Genomic DNA, 18,803 nt, shown 5'->3' on the forward strand with positions numbered 1-18,803 from the left:
TCCACCTGGGCATGATGTGGCTCATGCCTGACACCCGGTTGGATGATGGGACGGCCGCCCGGTTGCTGTCGGTGGCGGTGGAGAACCTGCGGCGCGACCACCCCGCGCACTGGTCGCACGTCATCGCGGACGACGACGAACTGGTGCCGCAGCGGGTGCTGCACCCGATCTTCGCCGGGTCGTTCGACTGGCACTCGTGCGTGCACCAGACCTGGTTGGCGGTGCGCCTGCTGCGGCTGCGGCCGGACCTGCCGGGCGCGGACGAGGCGCGGCGCACGCTGGACTCGCTGGTCACGGCCGAGCACGCGCGGGTCGAGGCGGCGTTCTTCGACGGGCCGAACGGCGGGTTCTGGGAGCGGCCCTACGGGTGGGCGTGGCTGCTGGTGCTCGACGCGGAGCTGCGCACGTGGGGCTCGCCGTGGGCGGGGGAACTGCGGCCGTTGAGCGCGGTGCTGCGGGACCGGTACCTGGTCAAGGTGGCCGGGTCGCGGCTGCCGGTCCGCACCGGGACGCACGGCAACACGGCCTTCGCCACCGGTCTCGTGCTCGACGCGGCGCGGGCCGTGGGCGACGAGGAGCTGGCGGCGGCGTGCGCGGCGGCGGCGCTGCGCTGGCACCGGGAGGACGCCGGGTACGGCGGGTTCGAGCCGAGCGCGGGCGATTTCCTCTCCCCCGGCCTGACCGAGGCCGACCTGGTGCGCCGGGTGCTGCCCCCGGCCGACTTCGCCGCCTGGTTCGAGGCGTTCCTGCCGGACCTGGAGGAGGCCCGCTGGAAGTCGCTGCGCGAGCCCGTGCCGGTCGACGAGCCCGGCGACCCGTACGGCTCCCACCTGGTCGGGCTGGCCCTGTCCCGGGCCTGGCAGTGGCACGCGATCGCCGACGCCCTGCCCGCGTCCCACCGCTGGACCGACCTGGCCCGCACGGCGGCCGAGGCGCACCGCGAGGCGGGCCTGAGGCACGTCTTCGGCCACGGCTACTACGCCGAGCACTGGCTGGGCACCTTCGCCGCCTACCTGGACCTGAAAGCCTTCTAACCGCGCGAGTCGTACGTCCAGGTCGCGCGAGTCGTACGTCCAGGACCCCCGAATTCAGCGTTCAGGTACCCCTCGAAGGGGCGCGAACGTAGAACTCGGGGGTCCTGGACGTACGACACGGTGGTCCTGGACGTACGACTCGCGGGGTCTGGACGTACGACTCGCGGGGTTGCTTGTGCAACGGCACCCCGGGGTGAGCCGGGGTGCCGTAAGTGGGGGTGGGGGTTAGCCGAAGAAGACTTCGGCTTCCTGGTAGCGCTCCAGCGGCACGGTCTTGAGCTCCGCGGTCGCCTCGGCCAGCTTCACGCGGACGATGTCGGTGCCCTTCAGGGCCACCATGACGCCGAAGTCGCCCTCGGCGACCGCGTCCACGGCGTGCAGGCCGAAGCGGGTGGCGAGCACGCGGTCGTAGGCGGTCGGGATGCCGCCGCGCTGCACGTGGCCCAGCACGACCGCGCGCGACTCCTTGCCGGTCCGCTGGGCGATCTCCTCGGCCAGCCAGGTGCCGACGCCGCCCAGGCGCACGTGGCCGAACGCGTCCTTCTCACCGGAGTGCAGCACCTCGGCGCCGCCCTCGGGGATCGCGCCCTCGGCGACCACGATGATCGGGGCGTACTGGCGCTCGAAGCGCCGCTCCACCCACTCGACGACCTTCTCGACGCTGAACGGCCGCTCGGGCACCAGGATCACGTTCGCGCCGCCCGCGAGTCCCGAGTGCAGCGCGATCCAGCCCGCGTGCCGCCCCATGACCTCGACGACCAGGGCCCGGTGGTGCGACTCGGCGGTGGTGCGCAGCCGGTCGATCGCCTCGGTGGCGATGTGCACGGCGGTGTCGAAGCCGAACGTGTAGTCGGTGGCGCCCAGGTCGTTGTCGATGGTCTTCGGCACGCCCACGACGCCGATGCCGTCGTCGGTGAGCCGCTTCGCGACGCCCAGGGTGTCCTCGCCGCCGATGGCGATCAGCGCGTCGACGCCGTTCTCCTTGAGCACCTGGCGGATCTTGTCGACACCGCCCTCGACCTTGTACGGGTTGGTGCGCGACGAACCGAGGATGGTGCCGCCCCGGGTCAGGATGTCCTCGACGTCGGCGAGCCCGATCGGCCTGGTCAGGTTCTCGATCGGTCCCTGCCACCCGTTGCGGAACCCGAGGACCTCCCAGCCGTGCGCCTCGACACCCTTGCGGACCACGCCGCGGATGACGGCGTTGAGGCCGGGGCAGTCGCCACCGCCGGTGAGCACACCAATGCGCATTTGCTTAGCCAATCTCTTCTCGTGGCGTGGGTCACCCAAGACTGACACGTGCTGGATCGGTGCAGCAAGCGAGGGTCCACCAACCGGACGGAGAACACACCGCGAACGCACCGCGACGTCCCCGGCACGGCAGCCGGACGCACCCGGACGCACCCGGTCAGCGCGAGGAGAAGCCGCGCTTGCGCCGTTCGGCCTCGATCACCTTCCACCGCTCCAGGTTGTGCCGGGCGTCGGCCAGCGCGTCGTGCGCGTCGGCGGGCGGCTGCGGCAGGCGGGGCTTGCCCACGTCCTCCCAGCGCTGCCGCAGGTCCCGGGTGAACCGGGGCAGGCAGCGCGGCAGCGCGGGCATCGGGCCCCACAGCTGCGCCAGCGCCACGTGGTCGTAGGCCGCGAACCACGCCCACAGCTCGATGTCGTCCCGGTTGGCCTTGCGCCCGCCGAGGAACTCCAGCAGGTCGGCCTTGATCCGGTCCCGACCGCGCCACGCCCGGTCGGCGGGCGGCGGCAGCTGGTTGAGCACGTTGGCCCGCACCCACGGGCCGGCCTTGGCCGGGTCGAACTCCGTGGAGACGGCGTAGAACTCGCGACCCTCCTCGTCGACCACCCCGATGGAGACGAGGTCGATGGTGACCCCGTCCTCGATGAACTCACAGTCGTAGAAGAACCGCACCGCACCACCCTAGGTGGCGATCAACCGGCCTTCGCCTCGGGCAGGCGGTCGGGGCGCTCCGGGGTGGTCCCGTCGCCCTGCACCTCCTTGGCCTTGGCCGCGTAGACGTCCACGTACTCCTGCCCGGACAGCTCCATCAGGGCGTACATGATCTCGTCGGTGATCGAGCGCAGCACGAACCGGTCACCGGACAGGCCCGCGTACCGGGAGAAGTCCAGCGGCTTGCCGATCTTGATCCGGATGGGGTGCGGCTTCCACATCCGCGAGCCGATGGGGTTGGCCTTGTCGGTGCCGAACATCGCCACCGGGATGACCGGCGCCCCGGACTCCAGGGCGATCCACGCGACGCCGACCTTGCCCTTGTAGAGGCGGCCGTCGGGGCTGCGGGTGCCCTCGGGGTAGATGCCGAGCAGCTTGCCCTCGCGCACGATCCGCACGCCCGTGTCCAGCGCGCTCTGGGCCGCCGACGCGCTGGACCGGTCGATCGGCACCTGGCCGACGCCGAAGAAGAACCAGCGCTTGAACGCCCCCTTGAACCCCGTGCCGGTGAAGTACTCGATCTTGGCCGGGAAGGTGACCCGGCGCGAGAGCTTCAGCGGGAGGAAGAACGAGTCGGAGACCGCGAGGTGGTTGCTCGCCAGGATCGCGCCACCGCCCTCGGGGATGTTCTCGGCACCCTCGATGATCCTGGGCCGGAAGAACAGGTTCAGGAGCGGCCCGAGAAAGATGTGTTTCATCAACCAGTAGAGCACCGCTGGGAGCGCCTCCTCGACGTGCTTGATCCCCGCTGTCAGCCTACGGAGCCGACGGCCCAAACCACAACGAAGGCCGGCGCGCACGGGGTACGGTCGTAGTCGTCGTCCGGCTGTCGTACCGCGACATCGCGGGTACGTGGGACGATGGAACTCCTGGACCCGCCTGTCACGGCTTCGGAGGGTGGAGCACGCCGATGAACTCCCGACGCGACTCTACCGACGGCCCCGAGGACGTCGACGCCACCTTCGCCGAGATCGTGGCGGGGCTGGAGCGGGAGGGCGTGGGCAAGCGGGCCTGGTTCGACGAGGCTGACGAGTCGGACGAGCAGGACGAGGAGGCCGAGCCCGCCCGCCCGGTGCGGCCCGAGGGCCAGCCGGCCGTGGCCACGGTCGAGGAGGACCCCGCCGACGCCGACGACGACCCGGACGACCCCGACAACCACTACGTGCCGCCCGACCCGCCGCCGCTGCCCGCGCTGCGGCCCGGCACGATCGCCGCGCTGCTGGTGATCCTGCTCGGCGTGGTGGTGCTGCTGTTCCCCGGCCTGTTCGGGCTGAGCGGCGCGATCGGGACGCCGCTGGCGCTGATCGTCCTGTGCTCCGGCGCCGGGTGGCTGGTGCTGCGGATGCGCAGCGGCCCGCCGCCGGACTCCGGGTGGGACGACGGGGCCGTGCTCTAGGAGCGGTGCCCCGGGCGCAGAGGGCCCCGGAGCGACGCGCGGGGGCGACGGGTTCCGCGGCCGACGCCCGGCGGCTGATACCCGGGGACCGACACCCGGCGGCCAACGCCCGGCGGCCGGGGCCCGGGGCCGGTCACCACCCGCGCGATCAGCCACCGGCGCGATCAGCCGCCGACGACCAGCCGGATGGTGAAGCCGTTCTCGTCCCGGCCCAGGGACACCTCGCGGCAGGTCCGGTGGGTCAGCCACAGGCCCAGGCCGGCGGTCGTGGTCCGCTCGGTCGGCACCAGGCCCGCCGCCGGCGAGGTCGGTCCCTCGCCCCGGTCGGAGACGGCCACCACGACACGCGCGCCGTCCGCCCACGCGCGCAGCCGCGCCGGCGGTTTGCCGTGGATGAGGGCGTTGGTCACGGCCTCGCTCGCGGCGTAGACGATGTCGTCCAGCTCGTCCCTGGTCAGCCGGGTCGCAACGCAGGCGGCCGACACCGCGTGCCGCGCCTCGGCCGGGCTCGGGTCCAGCAGGTCCACCAGCGGGTGCCCGGTCTCCAGCGGGTCCGGGCAGGCCCGGGGCCAGGTCCAGGTCTCGCGGTAGTCGGGGTTGACGAGGTGGCCGCCCGCGCCCGCCACCCTCGGGTGGGCGCGCAGGACGTCGGCCAGCACGTCGGCGGACGTGGTCCGCAGGTCGTACGGGCACAGCCCCCACAGGGGGAACTCGGCGAAGAGGTCGTTGACCGCGGCCTCGTAGCGGGACCACCAGTCCCACGGGGCGCCCGTGCCGGGGTGCGGCACGTCGCCCACCACGCGGATCTGCGCGACCCCGGCGTACTCGGCGAACAGCTTCCGGTACTCCAGGATCGTCTCGGTGGGGCGGGCGTACTGGTCGGCGCCCGGCAGGAAGCGCACGCCCGAGGGGTCGGCCACCCGGTCGCGGACGAGGCGCTCGTTGACCGCGCCGCACGCGACGAGGACCGGCTCGCCCGCCGACACGCCCTCGTCGAGGAACGGCACCACCAGGTCCTGGAAGTCGGCGTCGCTGCCGTAGAACGCGGTCTCGTGGTAGTAGCCCTCGTGCCCTCGGGCCGCTCCCGTCCTCATTCGGTCTCCACCCTCAGGCCGGGGACCCCGACCAGCTCGGCCAGCCGCGCCGGCGCCGAGCGCCGGGTGCGCAGCACCACGTCACCGCCGCCGGCGCGGGCCAGGGCGAACAGCGCGTGGTGGTCGACGAAGTCCAGCGACGACCCGTCGACCACGACCTGGCCGCCGTCGGCGCGCAGGTCGGCGCGCTCCAGGGCGCGGGCGAAGTTCTCGCGGCTGTCCAGGTCCAGCTCGCCGTCCAGGGCGACCCGGGCGCCGGGGACCGCGTAGAGCCGGAACGGCGAGGCGCCCGCGCCGCCGGCCGGGTGCAGGCACGCCAGCTGGCCGATGGCCGACCCGGGCAGCCGGGTGCGGTCGTAGGCGCACATCGCCGCGAACGGCCGGCCCGCCATGTACCGGTCGACCAGGTGCTCGTACCGGCAGAACGCGTCCAGCGCCTCGTCGCCGAGGGCCATCGGGGTGGCCTCGGCGGCGACCCGCAGGCCCGAGTACCCGGCCGCCAGGGCGGCCTCGGTGGCGGCGGCGTAGGTGGCGACCTGCTGGGCCGGGGTCACCGCGCCGCCCTCGCCGTAGGTGTCGTCGATCGACACCACGCGCAGCGCGCCGGACGACAGGGCCTCGCCCAGCTCGGCGACGTGGGAGAGCAGCTCGTCGGTCGACCCCTCGGAGACGTACCAGCACTGCTGGCCGAGGACCAGTCCGTCGGCCAGGAACTCGACGACGCGTCGACGGAACTCCGCGGGGTCGTCGTAGGGCCAGCAGACGTGGTCGTGCAGCCCGAGTCCCCTGGTGGCGTGGATGACGCCAGAGGTGCGCATCCCGCGATGCTACGCCCGGGGCACGGGTCAGCGGACCTGTCCGTTGCGCGAGGCCCGCGGCGCCACCTCGCGCGCGAGGGTGGCCACGCCGACGATGCCCGCGTCGTCGCCGAGCTGCGCGGTGCGGATGCGGGCCAGCGGGCGGTGGCCCGCGCCGGTCACCACCTCCGCGTAGCGCTCGCGGGCGTCGTCGAGGAACAGCGGCGCGGACTCCGACACGCCGCCGCCGATGACCACCACCTCGGGGTCGTACACGTCCGCGACCAGGGCCAACCCCTCGCCCAGCCACCGGGCCAGCTCGGCCATGGCGCGCTGGGCCAGCGGGTCGCCGTCGCGGGCCGCGCCCGCCACCCGGCGGCCGGTCACCGAGCGCGGGTCGTCCAGGGACTCCCGGGCCAGCACGGTGGACACGCCGGGGTTGCCGGCCAGCAGCTCCACGGCCGTGGTGCCCAGGGCGGTGCCGCTGCAGTACCGCTCCCAGCAGCCCTGCTTGCCGCACGGGCAGGGCCTGCCGTCCGGCACGAGCCGCAGGTGGCCGAGTTCGGGCGCGACGCCGTGCGCGCCGCGGAAGACCTCGCCGTCGACCAGCAGCGCTCCCCCGATGCCGGTGCCCAGGGCCACCAGGGCGGCGACCCGCGCACCGCGGGCGGCGCCGAAGCGGTGCTCGGCCAGGGCGGCGGCGTTGGCGTCGTGCTCCAGGACCACGGGCACGCCCACGCGCCGGGCGATCCGCTCCGCCACGGGGGCCCGCCGCCAGGCCAGGTGCGGCGCGAACAGCACGGTGCGCCGGTCGGGCGCGACGAAGCCCGCGACGGCCAGGCCGACCGCGGCCACGGGGTGCCGGGACGCCAGTTCGGCCACCGCCGCGCCGATCGCCTCCTCCAGCGCCTCCTCGCCGGCGGGCGTGCCCGCGCGCGCCGTGTCGAGCACCGAGCCGTCGCCGTCCACGACGCCCGCGCGCACGCTGGTCCCGCCGACGTCGACGCCGACGGTGAGCACCGGTCCGCCCGGCCCCGACCCGCCTAGCACCGGTTCCGCCGCACGACGGGGATGTGCTGGACGCGCGGCGGGGCGGGGCGCCCGGGTTCGGGCTCACCGGCCTCCCGCGCGGGGGCCGCCGGTTCGGACAGCGCGGCCCGCAGCACTGCGATCAGGCCGGCCACGTGCTCGGCGGCCTTGGCGGCCAGCTCCGAGCGGTCGCCGCGCACCAGCGCCACCGCGTTGCACAGCGGGCACCAGCCGCAGCCCCCGGCGTCGTGCCCGCCCTGCTCGGCCACCCGGTGCAGCCACGGCTGCGCCCGTTCGGCGGCGGCGTCGAGCAGCAGGCGCAGCTCCTCGGCCAGCCTCGGGTCGGTGGGCTCCCGGTCCACGTGCCTCACCGCATCCACAGCTCGGGGTCGGGTGCGAAGCGCACCGCCAACCCGGTGTCGTCCAGTTCCGCGCCGGTCACCGCGCAGCGCTTGAGCAGCGACGGCAGCGCGACCAGCTTGCGCCTGCCGTCCACGGTGACGGCCAGTTCGTCGCCCACGCGGGCCAGGTCCAGGTCCGAGTCGCCCACGCGCAGCGCCAGGCGCAGCGTGTACTCCAGGTCGCCGGTGCGCTCGACCGCCAGCAGGGGGCCGCCCGGGGCGGTGCCCTCAAGGGGGTCGCGGCCCCGGTAGAGCCCCTCGGCGACGTCCAGCAGGGCGGCGGGGCCGACCGGTTCGGCCGCCCGGTGCTCGACCGCGCGCACCTCGCCCAGGTCGGCGAGCTCGGCCAGCACGGCGTCCTGCTCGGCGCGGCGGGTGCGCAGCCAGTCCGCGGCCGGCCCGGCGCCCGCGCCGGGGTGCGGCACGACCCGGTTGGCGACCACGCCGTCGACCCGGATGCCCTGGAGGGCGAGCGCGGTGACGGTGCGGCGGGTCTCCGCGGCGACCACCCGCTCGGGGGTCAGCACGAGCCGGACGCCGGTGTCCGGGGAGGCCAGCAGCGCGCGCAGCTGGTCCAGGTTCTCCGCGAGCCTGCCGAGCGCGTCGGCGGTGGCGTCCCAGCGCTCCACCGAGCCGCTGCCCGCGACACCCGCCAGCAGGCCGCGCACCACGCGCCGGTGGGTGGGGAACAGCCGCTCCAGGTAGGAGGCGAACGCCTCGGGCAGGGCGAGCAGGCGCAGGGTCTCGGCGGTGGGCCCGCAGTCGACGACCACCACGTCCCACGTGCCGGCGCGGACCAGGCGCTGCACCTCGGTCAGCGAGAGCAGCTCCTCGACGCCGGGCAGGACGGTCAGCTCCTCGGCGTCCAGCTCGTCCACGCCCGCGCCCGCGAGCACGGTCCGCAGGTGGCCGCGCAGGTCGCGCCACGCCTCGTCGACGAGGGCGCGGGGGTCGACCTGGGCGGCGTGCAGGCTCCCGAACAGGTCGGCCCCGTCGACCTCGGCGGCCTGCCCGGACAGCGGCACGCCGAGCGCGTCGCCCAGCGAGTGGGCCGGGTCGGTGGACACGACCAGGGTCTTGCGGCCGCCGGCGGCGAGCGCGGCGGCGGTGGCGGCGGCCAGGGTGGTCTTGCCGACCCCGCCCTTGCCGGTGAACAGCAGCAGACGAGCGCTCACCGCGCGTTTTCCACCCGCCGCTTGAGCTCCTTGAGCGCCGTGTCCATGATCATCTTCTCGGCTTTGCGGCGGAACAGGCCGATCATCGGCACCACCAGCTGCACCGACAGGGTGTAGGTGACCTCGGTGGAACCGCCCCGGGAGGTCAGCACGTAGGCGCCCTCCTGGGACTTCTGCATCTGGCCCTTGACCAGGTGCCACGAGATGCGGCCCGGCGACCACTCGTCGTAGGCGAGCACGTACTCGTCCTTGATGGGGCCCTGGTCGATGTTGAACTTCACCTGGGCCGCGCGGCCGTCCGACCCGGTCTCCAGCACCTCGGTGCGCTTCACGCCGTTGGCCCACTCCGGGTAGGCGTCGAAGTCGGCGATGACCGCCACGATCTCCTCGGGCGTCGCGTCGATGACGATGGACTGGGTGGACTCGTCGGCCATGCGGGGAGGTTACCCGGTGGTCGGGCTCACCAACGCAGCACGTGGGGCGTGCCGGTGCGCTGGAAGTGGCCGACGTTGACGCACTCCGTCCAGCCCAGCCGCACCCGCCTGGCCAGCGGCTGGTGGACGTGCCCGAACAGCGACCACCGGGGCCGCGCGCGGCCGATCAGCTCCACCAGCGAGGTGGAACCGCGCTCGGGCCTGCGGGCGACCACGTCGTAGGTCAGCTCGGGCACCGCCGGCGGCACGTGGGTGCACAGCACGTCCACCTCGCCCAGGTTCGCCAGCGCCGCGCCGAACTCCTCCTCGGTGCGCAGGTAGGGCCGCCACGGACCGCGCCGGTTCGGCACGAACCCCCGGTCGAGCAGGGCGCCGCCCGCGAAGCCGAACCGCAGGCCGCCGATCTCGACCGCCTCCCCGTCGAGCACGCGCACGCCGTCGCGGGCGAACAGCGGCCACAGGGTCGGGTCGTCGACGTTGCCCGGCGTGGCGTAGGTGGGCGCGCTCATCGCCGCGAACAGCTCGGTGTACTGCTCCACCACCGCTTCCCGGACCACCTCGGCGGCGTTGTCCAGGCCCTCCCACAGCGACCGCATGTAGCGGACGGTCTCCGCGCCGACGTGCCCGCGCCGCAGCCGGGCGAACACCTCGACCTTCTCCCGGCCGAAGACCCGGCCCAGGATGCCCCGGCCGTGGTCGTGGTAGTCGACGAAGTCGACCAGGTCACCCAGCACGACCAGGGCGTCGGCGCCGTCACCCGCGCGGGCGAGGGCCTCCGCGTTGCCGTGGACATCGGAGACGACGTGAACCCGCACGGGTGAGGAATCTACGGCAGGGCCGGCGCGACGCCCGGCGGCCGACCGGCCTCCAGGGTCGTCTTCAGGCCCAGCGAGACCTCCTTGGCGGCCAGCTGGCGCCGCCGCACCTCCCGCCGCACGCGCCGGGCCGGCGGGTCGCCCGGCAGGTCCGCGCGCAGGAAGTAGTGCAGCAGGGTGCCGTCCAGCACCGGCTCCAGCCACACCTCCATCGTGCCGACCAGCGCGCCGGCGACCGTCCAGCGCAACCCCTGCGCGCCCCGGTCGGCGTAGACGTCGAGGGAGAGGTCCGGCCAGAACGCGCGCCACGCCGCCGGCTCCGCGAAGGCCGCGGCGATCACGGTCGGGGGCACCGCCAGGAAGGTCTCGTCCACGACGTCAACGCTGGGCACGGGGAGGAAGAGTGCCACGACACGGTCACGGAACCATCGCCCGGCCTGGTGTATCGCCGGAATCACAGGCTAGGTTTCCCCACCGGTAACAACCAACGTCCGGAGGTCGACGTGCGCGAGTTCAGCGTCCCCGCCACAGCCACTGTGGCTGCCGAGGAGAACCTCACCGACATGGTGTGGGCGAACGCGGAGCGCTTCGGCAACGCCGTCAGCTTCCGCCGCCGGGTCGACGGCACGTGGGTGGACCTCACCGCCCGCGACTTCGCCGCCCAGGTCCTCGCCGTGGCCAAGGGGCTCATCGCGGCGGGGCTCCAACCCGGTGACCGGGTCGGCCTGATGTCGAAGACCCGCTACGAGTGGACCCTCTTCGACCTGGCCATCTGGCACGCGGGCGCCGTCGTGGTGCCCATCTACGAGACCTCCTCGGCCGAGCAGGTCGAGTGGATCCTGTCCGACTCCTCGGCCAAAGCCGTGGTCGTGGAGGGCCCGGCGCACCGCGCGCTGGTGGAGGCCGCCTCCGGGAACCTGCCGGAGCTCGACCACGTGTGGCAGGTCGAGGGCCCGACCGGCGACGCGGGCGGCGCGGTCGACGAGCTGACCGCGCTGGGCGCGTCGGTGACCGACGAGGACGTGCACACCCGCCGCAAGGGCGTCGGCGCGGACGACACCGCGACCATCGTCTACACCTCCGGCACGACCGGCCGGCCCAAGGGCTGCGAGCTGACCCACCGCAACCTGCTGTCGGAGATCCGCGCGGACATCACCGCGTTCCCGCGGCTGATGCAGGCGGGCAACTCGCTGCTGCTGTTCCTGCCCCTGGCCCACATCCTGGCCCGCGCCATCGCGCTGACCAGCGTCTACGCCCGGGTCACGCTGGGGCACACGCCGGACGTGACGAACCTGGTGGCGGACCTCCAGTCGTTCCGGCCCACGTTCGTGGTGGCCGTGCCGCGCGTGTTCGAGAAGGTCTACAACGGCGCGAAGCAGAAGGCGCACGCCGGCGGCAAGGGCAAGATCTTCGACGCCGCCGAGGCGACCGCGGTGGCCTACAGCCAGGCGCAGGACGGCGGGGGCGCGGGCCTCGGCCTGAAGGTCAAGCACGCGGTGTTCTCGAAGCTGGTCTACAGCAAGCTCCAGGCGGCGCTGGGCGGGCGGTGCTTGGCGGCGGTGTCCGGCGGCGCGCCGCTGGGCGAGCGGCTGGCGCACTTCTTCCGCGGCGTCGGCGTGCCGGTGCTGGAGGGCTACGGCCTGACCGAGACCAGCGCGGCGGCGTGCGTCAACACCGAGGCGGCGTTCCGGGTGGGCACGGTCGGCCGCCCGGTGGGGGGCACCTCGGTGCGCATCGCCGAGGACGGCGAGATCCTGATCAAGGGCGAGGTCGTGTTCCGCAGCTACTGGAACAACGCGGGCGCGACGGCCGAGGCCCTGGAGGACGGCTGGTTCCACAGCGGTGACCTGGGCAAGCTCGACGACGACGGGTTCCTGCGGATCACCGGCCGCAAGAAGGAGATCATCGTCACCGCCGGCGGCAAGAACGTCTCCCCCGCCGTGCTGGAGGACCGGCTCCGGGCGCACCCGCTGATCAGCCAGTGCATGGTGGTCGGGGACTCGCAGCCGTTCATCGGGGCGCTGATCACCATCGACCCCGAGTTCTTCCCGACGTGGAAGGAGCAGAACGGCAAGCCGGCGTCGGCCACCGTGGCGGACCTGCTGGACGACGCGACGCTCAGGGGCCAGGTCCAGGCGGCCGTCGACGAGGCCAACGCGGCGGTGTCCAAGGCGGAGGCGATCAAGAAGTTCCGCATCCTGCCGGTGGACTTCACCGAGGCGGGCGGCGAGATGACGCCGAGCCTGAAGCTGCGCCGCTCCGTGGTCGCCACCACCTACAAGCAGGACATCGAGGCGATCTACACAACCTGACCCGCCCCACCCGAGCCGCACACCCACGCGCCCGGTCCACCCCTCACGCAGGGTCCCACCCCCACGCGAGGCCGCGTCGGTCGTTCGTGACTGGTTTCCGGTGATCACGCCCTTCGATCGCCGGAAACCAGGCGCGAGCGGCCGACTTCCAGGCGGCCGAGCCGCCGTCTGCGGAGCAGCGGCCAAAAATACAGACGGGTGGCCCGCACCTTCCGGTGCGGGCCACCCGACCCCCAGTGATCGCGTATCCGCTGACGCGGACCCGATGAGTTGAACGTCCCGGTCCCCCAACCGGGACGTTCAAAAGATTGCCGTAGCGCGCTGTCGTATCGCTGACGCGGCGATGACTCGTGCCGTCAGCGCTCGCCCTAGGCTGTACCCGGCGAGGTACGACGAGGGGACGCGAGCGGATGGGGTCTGGGCCGTGGTTCGGTCTTCTCGGCCCGCTTGAAGTGCGCATACAGGGTGAGCCGGTGCCCGTGCGGGCCGGGAAGCACCGCGCGCTGCTGGGTGCGCTGGCCCTCCGCGCGGGCCGCGTCGTCTCAATTGGCGAACTGGTGGCGTTCCTCTGGGGCGAGGACCCGCCGGCGCGCACGCGCGGCACCCTCCAGACCTACGTCATGCGGCTGCGGCAGCTGCTCGGCGATCCCTCGCTGATCCGGACCACCTCCGACGGCTACCGGTTGGTCGTGCCGCCCGAGCGGGTGGACGTGCACCGGTTCACCGCCACCGCGAGCCGGGCGCGGCAGGCCGCGCGGTCCGGGCGGCTGACCGAGGCGGCCGACCTCTACGCCGAGGCGCTGGGCCTGTGGCGTGGTCCCGCGCTGGTGGACGTGCCCTCCGACGCGCTGCGCGACGACGAGGTGCCCAGGCTGGCCGAGCGGCTGCTGGTGGCGCAGGAGGAGCGCATCGACGTCGAGCTGGCGCTGGGCAACCACGAGCGCGTGGTCCCGGTGCTGCGGGCGCTGACCGCGGACCACCCGCTGTGCGAGCGGTTCTGGGCGCAGCTGATGATCGCGCTGTACCGGGGCAGCAGGCAGGCCGAGGCGCTGGAGGCGTTCCGGCTGGTCGACCGGGTCCTGGACGAGCAGCTGGGCGTCGAGCCGGGCGCGGCGCTGCGCGAGCTGCACCAGGCGATCCTGGTGGGCGACCCGAGCCTGGCCGCGCCCGCCGGGCGGGTGGCGCCGGACGTGCCGGACCAGCTGCCGCCCGAGGTGCCCGGGTTCGTGGGGCGCGCCGAGCCGGTGGAGCGGATCTCCCGGCTGGTCGCGCCGGACGGGGCGCGCACCGCCGTGCCGATCGTGGTGGTCTCCGGGGTGGCGGGCGTGGGCAAGACGGCGCTGGCGGTGCACGTGGCGCACCGGCTGCGGGACCGGTTCCCGGACGGGCGGCTGTACGTGGACCTGCGCGGGTACGCGGCGGGGCCGCCGACGCCGGTGGTCGAGGTGCTGACCCGGTTCCTGCGGGCGCTGGGCGTGCCGCCGGAGCAGATCCCGGTCGACCCCGACGAGCAGAGCACGCTGTTCCGGTCGCTGCTGGCCGGGCGGCGGATGCTGCTGGTGCTGGACAACGCGGCCGCGCCGGACCAGGTCCGGCCGCTGCTGCCGGGGGCGGCGAGCTGCCCGGTGCTGGTGACCAGCCGGGACGACCTGCGCGGCCTGATCGCCGTCGACGGCGCCCGCCGGGTCGGGCTGGACGTGCTGGAGCCCGCCGAGTCGCTGGCCGTGCTGGGGCGGTCCGGGCCGGCGGCGGAGGAGCTGGCGCGGCGGTGCGGGCACCTGCCGCTGGCGCTGGCCGTGGCGGCGGCGTCGGTCGGCGGCGGGTCGGTGGCGCGCTACCTGGAGCGGTTGGCCGACCGGGACCCCTTGCACCTGGCCCACGACGCCCTGCCGCCGGCGGCGCGGCGGCTGTTCGGGCTGCTGGGCGTGGTGCCGGGACCGGACTTCACGCCGGAGGCGGCGGCGAGCGTCGCGGACGTGCCGGTCGACGTGGCGGCCTCGCTGCTCGACCGGCTGGCCGAGGCGCGGCTGGTGCGGTCGGTGGGCGGCCGGTACTCGTTCCACGACTCGCCGGCCCGGTTCGCCGCCTCGGTCGAGGGGGACGTGGCGGCCGCGCGCCTGCGGCTGCTGGAGTTCTACGTGCGGGCGGTGGACCACTGCGCCGACCTGCTGTACCCGGACCTGATGCGGCTGCCGTCGGCGGGGGTGGACCCGACCGGAGTGAGCCCGACTGGGGTGGCCCCGACCGGGGTGGACACGGCGGCGCGGGCACGGGCGTGGCTGGACGCGGAGCGGGCGAACCTGGCCGCGGCGATCCGGTCGGCGGCCGAGCACGGGCCGGCGGCGGTGTCGTGGCGGCTGGCCGACGGGCTGCGCGGGTACCTGTGGATCGGCAAGCACGTGACCGAATGGCTGCTGACCGCGCAGTACGGGATGGACGCCGCGCACGAGCAGCGGGACGTGGCGGCCGAGGCGGCGATGCACCAGAACCTGGGCACGCTGCACTGGCGGGTGGGCGACTTCGCCAAGTCGATCGCGCACTACACGCGGGCCGTGGAGCTGCACCGGGTGACCGGTGACCTGGCGTCGGAGGCGGGGGTGCGCGGGAACCTCGGCCTGGTGCGGCTGGAGTCGGGCGACCTGGCGTCGGCGCGCAACGACCTGGAGACGTGCCTGGCGCTCAAGCGCGAGGCGGGCGGACCGCGCTCGGGCGAGACGGGGGTGCTCACCGGGTTGGGGGTGCTGGCCGTCGAGACCGGCGAGCTGGCCGAGGCCGTGGACCTGCTGGGCGAGGCGCTGGCGGTCAGCGTGGAGCACGGGTTGCGCAGCAGCGAGATCACGGCGCTGACGCTGCTGGGCGTGGCGGCGCAGTCGATGGGTGAACCGCAGCGCGCGCTGTCGCGCCTGGCCGACGCGGTGCGGTTGGCGACCGAGGCCGGGTTCCGGGAGGCGGCGGCCAGGGCGCTGGAGGTCACCGCCTCGGTGCGGCTGGACCTGGGGGAGCACGCGGAGGCGCTGGACCTGGCGGACCGGGCGCTGGGCGAGCTGCGCGAGGGCGGTGACCAGCGGATCACCACGAACGTGCTGGTGGTGATGGCGTCGGCGAACCGGGGCCTGGGGTCGCTGCGCGCGGCGGACGAGCAGTTCCAGCAGGCGCTGACCAAGGCCCGCCGGATCGGCTACCCGCCGGGCGAGGCGCGGGCGCTGGTGGGCCTGGCCGGCGTGCGGCGGCTGCTCGGCGAACCGGCGGAGGCGCGGGCGCTGGCCGAGCAGGCCGTGACCCTCACCGCCCGCCTGGGCTTCCGCCTGCTGGAACGGGCGGCGCGCACCGAGTTGGCCGCCGTGCACCGGGCGCTGGGCGACGACCTGGCCGCCGCCGCCGAGGCCGACCACGCCGCCCACCTGCCCCCCTGACCGCGCGAGTCGAACACCCGGGCCCACCGTGTCGAACGCTCAGACACCCCGAGTTCTACGTTCGCGTCGCCTCACGGGGTGCGTGAACGTGGAACTCGGGGGTCACGAGCGTTCGACACGGTCGTTCCGAACGTTCGACACGGTTGTCACGAGCGTTCGACTCGCGGGGTCAGAAGCTGTTCGGGTCCGCGGGGTCCTCGGTCAGGGGGACGGCGCGGAGCTGGTCGGCCACGTCCGCCGGGTCGGCTTCCAGGACGTCGGCGGGGGTGGCGTCGTGACCGACGGCGGCTTCCTCGTCCAGGTCGGCGTCCTCCGCTTCGGGCACGGCGGGGCGGAGCTGGTCGGCCGCGTCGTTCGACGGCGTCTCCGGGCTCATCGGTGGTCCTCCCAGGGTGCGCGGGGATGGGTTGCTGCCAACGTAGGCGGCAGTGGGTGCGCTCGCACCTCGTGGTGCGGCCGCGGCCCGCGCCGGGAGAGGCAGGCGACCGGGCTCAGCCGTTGATCAGGCCGGCCAGCCGGTCCGCCAGGGCGTCCCACCGCCAGTTCCGGGTGACCCACTCGCGACCGGCCTCGCCCATCTTCGCCGCGGTACCGGGGTCGGCCAGCAGGTCGGCCACCGCCCCGGCCACCTCCGCCACCCCGCGGCCGTCCACCACGCGCCCGGTCACGCCGTCCAGCACCGTCTCCGGCGCGCCGCCCGACCGGCCCGCCACCACGGGCAGCCCGCTCGCCGACGCCTCCAGGTACACGATGCCCAGCCCCTCGACGTCCAGGCCGCGGCCCCGCGTCCGGCACGGCATGGCGAACACGTCACCCGCGTTGTAGTGCGCGGGCAGCTCCTCCCACGGCACCGAGCCGGTCAGCACGACGTGCTCCGCGACCCCCTCCGACACCGCCAGCCGCTCCAGCCTCGCCCGGTACGGCCCGCCGCCGACCACCAGCAGCGCCGCGCCCGGCACCCGGCGGCGGATCTCCGGCAGCGCCCGGACCAGCACGTCCTGCCCCTTGCGCGGCACCAGCCGGGACACGCACACCACCACCGGCCGGTCACCGAGGCCGTGGCGGGCGCGGATCTCGGCCCCCGCCGCCGGGTCCGGCCGGTAGACCGAGGTGTCCACACCGGACGGCAGGTGCTCCAGCGCCGCCATCGGCCCGAACGCCGCGGCGAACCGGGAGCGCGTGTACCGGCTCACGAACGTGACCACGTCCACACCGGACCCGATCCGGCCCAGCGCCTGCCGCGCGCCCGGCAGCATCGACCAGCCCACCTCGTGCCCGTGCGTGGACGCCACCACCCGCTCCGCGCCCGCCGACCGCAGCCACGGCGCCGTCAGCGCCAGGGGCGCCGCCGCCCCGAACCACACGGCGTCGCAGCGCTCGCCGCGCAGGACGTCCGCCGCCCGCCGCACCACGTCGGGCGTGGGCAGCATCAGCGTCCCGGGGTGCCGCACCACCGGGAACGGCTGCGCCGCGTCGAACTCCGGGTGCGAGCCGGCGGGCGAGCTCCACGACGGCGCGTACACCACCAGGTCCGGCAGCCGCACCGCCAGGGCGTGCAGGTAGGACTGGATGCCACCGGGCCGGGGCGGGAAGTCATTGGTCACCAGGAGGGTCCGACGCACGCGCACACGTTACGGGAACGTCGCCGCCAGGTACCCGCGCCAGCCCTCGACCAGCTCCGCGACGCCCCAGCCGGTCAGCTCCGGCAGCAGGTCGTCCACCTCGGACGTCCGCGCCCGCGCCAGCCGCCGGTACAGCTCCACCAGGCCCGGTTCGCCCAGCACCGACGCCAGGTACGCGGTGAGCGACCACGCCTGCTGGTAGGCCAGCTCCAGGTCGGGTCCGCGGAAGTCCTCGTCCCGGGGCAGCCCGGTCGGCGGCGCCTCCCGCACCGCGGCGGCCAGCAGCGGCGCGGCCCGCTTCGGCGGCACGTCGCTGTTCCGGTAGCCCACGTAGTCCGCGAACCCCTCCAGCAGCCACATCGGCGCGCCGTCCGCGGTCTCGCCGCGCACCGCGACGTGGGTGATCTCGTGCCGCAGCAGCACCCGCAGCGCGATCGGCGACAGCGCGCCCGCGCTGTCCGGGTTGAGCACGACCCGCTGGCCGCGCGCGGTGCGCGTGGCGGGGTCCACCCGGTCGGCCACCGCGACGCCCGCGATCGCCCCGGTGGCGAACCCGGGCCCGACCAGCGCGCGCATCTCCTCGACGCCGGAGGGCACCAGCACGGCCACCTGCCGGGCCCACGCCTGCCCCCACACCTCGGTGACCGCGCGCACCGCGCCGTCCAGCTCGGCCAGCGCCCGCCGCGCCAGCACCTCGCCGCCGGGGTGGCTGAGCACGAACCCGCCCGGCCCGCGGTGCACCACGCAGGGCCCGAAGTCCCACGGCCCGCGCCAGGTGCGCCTGCCCAGCGGTTCCAGCGCGGTGTCGGAGTTGAGGTACCAGCGGTCGCCGCGGCGGGTGAACAGGTAGGCCATGCCCTGGTCGCTGGGCTCGACGTCCACGCCGCGCAGCCGGTAGGACAGCCGCACGCCCGGCGCCCACGCCTCGTCGGCGGGCGGGGTCGGTTCGGCGGGCGGGGTCAGCGAGGACAGGTCCGTGCCGTCGTCCCCCAGCCGGTACCCCCACTCGGCCAGCGGCACGGCGGCGAGGTTGTGGAACAGGTCGCGCTGCCGCTGCCGGAACCCGGCGTCGGCCAGGGGGTCGAGGTCGGCGGTGAACGCCGCCTCGTCGCGGGCCAGCAGCGCCGCGGCCCGCCGGTCGAGCAGCGACCGGACCTCCGCCGCGCGCGCGGGCGCGGTCCCGGGCCGGTCCGGCACCGCGGCCGCGGTCAGCCCGCCCAGGAAGGTCAGGACGACGAGCAGGGCCAGCGGCGTCCGGTGGCGGCTCATGGGCCGGGAGGAGGTGTCGGCGGGACCATCGACGTCCAGGATGGCCCCGCCG

Annotated in this window: 18 protein-coding genes; 4 read left to right on the plus strand and 14 right to left on the minus strand. The window is 74.8% G+C overall.

Features of this window, described 5'->3' with window-relative positions; all coding sequences use genetic code 11:
- The first annotated feature begins 23 nt into the window (after nucleotides 1-23).
- Nucleotides 24-1,034: a DUF2891 domain-containing protein gene (locus Q5530_RS14185; protein ID WP_415362644.1), complete on the plus strand. Its 1,011-nt coding sequence runs from the start codon at nucleotides 24-26 to the stop codon at nucleotides 1,032-1,034.
- A 225-nt stretch (nucleotides 1,035-1,259) separates the two neighbouring features.
- On the opposite strand, the gene Q5530_RS14190 is transcribed toward Q5530_RS14185, so the two are convergent.
- From Q5530_RS14190 to Q5530_RS14200, 3 genes are all read right to left on the minus strand, one after another.
- Entirely contained in the window at nucleotides 1,260-2,285 is a 1,026-nt protein-coding gene (locus Q5530_RS14190) for a 6-phosphofructokinase (protein WP_415362645.1), read from the minus strand.
- Between the two features lie 157 nt (nucleotides 2,286-2,442).
- Complete coding sequence (locus Q5530_RS14195) at nucleotides 2,443-2,955, minus strand: polyadenylate-specific 3'-exoribonuclease AS (RefSeq protein ID WP_380636260.1); 513 nt, start codon at nucleotides 2,953-2,955, stop codon at nucleotides 2,443-2,445.
- Between the two features lie 20 nt (nucleotides 2,956-2,975).
- On the minus strand, nucleotides 2,976-3,707 hold the full coding sequence (locus Q5530_RS14200; protein WP_415362646.1) for a lysophospholipid acyltransferase family protein: 732 nt from the start codon (nucleotides 3,705-3,707) through the stop codon (nucleotides 2,976-2,978).
- A gap of 197 nt (nucleotides 3,708-3,904) precedes the next feature.
- Between Q5530_RS14200 and Q5530_RS14205 the strand changes: the two genes are divergently transcribed.
- Nucleotides 3,905-4,390: a hypothetical protein gene (locus Q5530_RS14205; protein ID WP_415362647.1), complete on the plus strand. Its 486-nt coding sequence runs from the start codon at nucleotides 3,905-3,907 to the stop codon at nucleotides 4,388-4,390.
- 164 nt (nucleotides 4,391-4,554) lie between these two features.
- Here Q5530_RS14205 and Q5530_RS14210 read toward each other — a convergent pair whose 3' ends face one another.
- From Q5530_RS14210 to Q5530_RS14245, 8 genes are read right to left on the minus strand one after another with little or no spacing between them, the layout of a single operon-like run.
- Nucleotides 4,555-5,484, minus strand: a complete 930-nt coding sequence (locus Q5530_RS14210) for an anti-sigma factor RsbA family regulatory protein (RefSeq protein WP_415362648.1) — start codon at nucleotides 5,482-5,484, stop codon at nucleotides 4,555-4,557.
- Nucleotides 5,481-6,302: an MEDS domain-containing protein gene (locus Q5530_RS14215; protein WP_415362649.1), complete on the minus strand. Its 822-nt coding sequence runs from the start codon at nucleotides 6,300-6,302 to the stop codon at nucleotides 5,481-5,483. The genes Q5530_RS14210 and Q5530_RS14215 overlap by 4 nt, the downstream gene beginning before the upstream one ends.
- A gap of 27 nt (nucleotides 6,303-6,329) precedes the next feature.
- Nucleotides 6,330-7,301, minus strand: a complete 972-nt coding sequence (locus tag Q5530_RS14220; RefSeq protein ID WP_415362650.1) for an ROK family glucokinase — start codon at nucleotides 7,299-7,301, stop codon at nucleotides 6,330-6,332.
- 23 nt (nucleotides 7,302-7,324) lie between these two features.
- Nucleotides 7,325-7,681 (minus strand): hypothetical protein, encoded by a 357-nt coding sequence (locus tag Q5530_RS14225; RefSeq protein ID WP_415362651.1) that lies wholly within the window; start codon nucleotides 7,679-7,681, stop codon nucleotides 7,325-7,327.
- Complete coding sequence (locus Q5530_RS14230) at nucleotides 7,678-8,886, minus strand: ArsA family ATPase (protein WP_415362652.1); 1,209 nt, start codon at nucleotides 8,884-8,886, stop codon at nucleotides 7,678-7,680. Before Q5530_RS14230 ends, Q5530_RS14225 begins: the two co-directional genes overlap by 4 nt.
- Nucleotides 8,883-9,320: an SRPBCC family protein gene (locus Q5530_RS14235; RefSeq protein ID WP_415362653.1), complete on the minus strand. Its 438-nt coding sequence runs from the start codon at nucleotides 9,318-9,320 to the stop codon at nucleotides 8,883-8,885. The genes Q5530_RS14230 and Q5530_RS14235 overlap by 4 nt, the downstream gene beginning before the upstream one ends.
- Nucleotides 9,321-9,346: 26 nt before the next feature.
- Entirely contained in the window at nucleotides 9,347-10,135 is a 789-nt protein-coding gene (locus tag Q5530_RS14240; RefSeq protein WP_380636243.1) for a metallophosphoesterase family protein, read from the minus strand.
- 11 nt (nucleotides 10,136-10,146) lie between these two features.
- Nucleotides 10,147-10,527, minus strand: a complete 381-nt coding sequence (locus tag Q5530_RS14245; RefSeq protein ID WP_415362654.1) for a polyketide cyclase / dehydrase and lipid transport — start codon at nucleotides 10,525-10,527, stop codon at nucleotides 10,147-10,149.
- Nucleotides 10,528-10,638: 111 nt separating this feature from the next.
- Here Q5530_RS14245 and Q5530_RS14250 point away from each other — a divergent pair, with 111 nt between their 5' ends.
- Together Q5530_RS14250 and Q5530_RS14255 are read left to right on the plus strand one after the other, a co-directional pair.
- On the plus strand, nucleotides 10,639-12,447 hold the full coding sequence (locus Q5530_RS14250) for an AMP-dependent synthetase/ligase (RefSeq protein WP_415362655.1): 1,809 nt from the start codon (nucleotides 10,639-10,641) through the stop codon (nucleotides 12,445-12,447).
- 473 nt (nucleotides 12,448-12,920) lie between these two features.
- On the plus strand, nucleotides 12,921-15,860 hold the full coding sequence (locus tag Q5530_RS14255) for a BTAD domain-containing putative transcriptional regulator (protein WP_415362656.1): 2,940 nt from the start codon (nucleotides 12,921-12,923) through the stop codon (nucleotides 15,858-15,860).
- A gap of 169 nt (nucleotides 15,861-16,029) precedes the next feature.
- Here Q5530_RS14255 and Q5530_RS14260 read toward each other — a convergent pair whose 3' ends face one another.
- The 3 genes from Q5530_RS14260 to Q5530_RS14270 all read right to left on the minus strand — a co-directional run bounded on the left by Q5530_RS14260 (nucleotide 16,030) and on the right by Q5530_RS14270 (nucleotide 18,751).
- Complete coding sequence (locus Q5530_RS14260) at nucleotides 16,030-16,236, minus strand: hypothetical protein (protein WP_415362657.1); 207 nt, start codon at nucleotides 16,234-16,236, stop codon at nucleotides 16,030-16,032.
- A 115-nt stretch (nucleotides 16,237-16,351) separates the two neighbouring features.
- The gene (locus tag Q5530_RS14265) at nucleotides 16,352-17,482 is read right to left on the minus strand and encodes a glycosyltransferase family 4 protein (RefSeq protein WP_380636236.1); all 1,131 of its coding nucleotides are present in this window, start codon (nucleotides 17,480-17,482) and stop codon (nucleotides 16,352-16,354) included.
- 9 nt (nucleotides 17,483-17,491) lie between these two features.
- Nucleotides 17,492-18,751 carry a hypothetical protein gene (locus tag Q5530_RS14270; RefSeq protein ID WP_415362658.1) on the minus strand — a complete coding sequence of 420 codons (1,260 nt, stop codon included), beginning with the start codon at nucleotides 18,749-18,751 and terminating at the stop codon, nucleotides 17,492-17,494.
- Nucleotides 18,752-18,803 lie beyond the last annotated feature (52 nt).

Source organism: Saccharothrix sp. BKS2 (assembly GCF_047689505.1).
GTDB lineage: Bacteria > Actinomycetota > Actinomycetes > Mycobacteriales > Pseudonocardiaceae > Actinosynnema > Actinosynnema lopnurensis.

Bases quoted from the DNA above. Each gene is read 5' to 3' on its own strand.
- Q5530_RS14185 (WP_415362644.1), top strand. From the start codon at position 24: ATGCCTGACACCCGGTTGGATGATGGGACGGCCGCCCGGTTGCTGTCG.
- Q5530_RS14260 (WP_415362657.1), bottom strand. From the start codon at position 16,236: ATGAGCCCGGAGACGCCGTCGAACGACGCGGCCGACCAGCTCCGCCCC.
- Q5530_RS14210 (WP_415362648.1), bottom strand. From the start codon at position 5,484: ATGAGGACGGGAGCGGCCCGAGGGCACGAGGGCTACTACCACGAGACC.
- Q5530_RS14270 (WP_415362658.1), bottom strand. From the start codon at position 18,751: ATGAGCCGCCACCGGACGCCGCTGGCCCTGCTCGTCGTCCTGACCTTC.
- Q5530_RS14235 (WP_415362653.1), bottom strand. From the start codon at position 9,320: ATGGCCGACGAGTCCACCCAGTCCATCGTCATCGACGCGACGCCCGAG.
- Q5530_RS14205 (WP_415362647.1), top strand. From the start codon at position 3,905: ATGAACTCCCGACGCGACTCTACCGACGGCCCCGAGGACGTCGACGCC.
- Q5530_RS14215 (WP_415362649.1), bottom strand. From the start codon at position 6,302: ATGCGCACCTCTGGCGTCATCCACGCCACCAGGGGACTCGGGCTGCAC.
- Q5530_RS14190 (WP_415362645.1), bottom strand. From the start codon at position 2,285: ATGCGCATTGGTGTGCTCACCGGCGGTGGCGACTGCCCCGGCCTCAAC.